Annotated in this window: 1 protein-coding gene and 1 pseudogene; both read right to left on the reverse strand. The window is 63.9% G+C overall.

Annotation, left to right across the window (positions count from 1 at the left end; translation table 11 throughout):
• A pseudogene (locus FG154_RS20755) lies at positions 1-172 on the reverse strand (IS66 family transposase); the annotation flags it as partial.
• 68 nt (positions 173-240) lie between these two features.
• A partial coding sequence (gene tnpB / locus FG154_RS20760) for an IS66 family insertion sequence element accessory protein TnpB (RefSeq protein WP_145112064.1) occupies positions 241-527 on the reverse strand: 287 nt, incomplete at its 5' end.

Consider the following 527-nt stretch of genomic DNA (forward strand, 5'->3'; position numbering starts at 1 on the left):
ATTGCTCGCGCCGGAGCAGCGCGATCTCGAGCTTGAGGCCCGCGATCATCGCCTCCGAGGTCGAGACCACTGCGCGGGCCTGCGCCAGTTCCGCTTCGGCAGCCGATGCACGACCCTCCGCAGCAGTGAGCGCGGCGCGCAATCTCTCGAGTTCGGACGCGGGATCGGACATGGCCGCTTCTACCATGCACGGCCACGGAAGCCAACAAATACAGGATGTTCGGTCCCATCAGCCCATCTTCATAGGCCTTTGCGTCCAGCGCGGATTTCGCCAGTCATTCGTCGGGAAAACAGTCCACTGGACTGTTTTCTGATCCTCCTCATCGTCGAGCAGATAGCCGAGCTGGGCCGCGGATATCGCAACGGCCTCGCCCGTGGTGCTCGACGGCCAGACCAGACAAACTTGCCCGCCTCGAGGCGCTTCGCATAGAGCGACACGCCCACACCGTCGAACCACAAGAGCTTCACCACATCCGCCTTGCGGCCGCGGAAGCAGAAGATCTCGCCGCCATGCGGGTCGCGGCCGA

It is taken from the genome of Cereibacter sediminicola, from assembly GCF_007668225.1.
Lineage (GTDB): Bacteria > Pseudomonadota > Alphaproteobacteria > Rhodobacterales > Rhodobacteraceae > Cereibacter_A > Cereibacter_A azotoformans.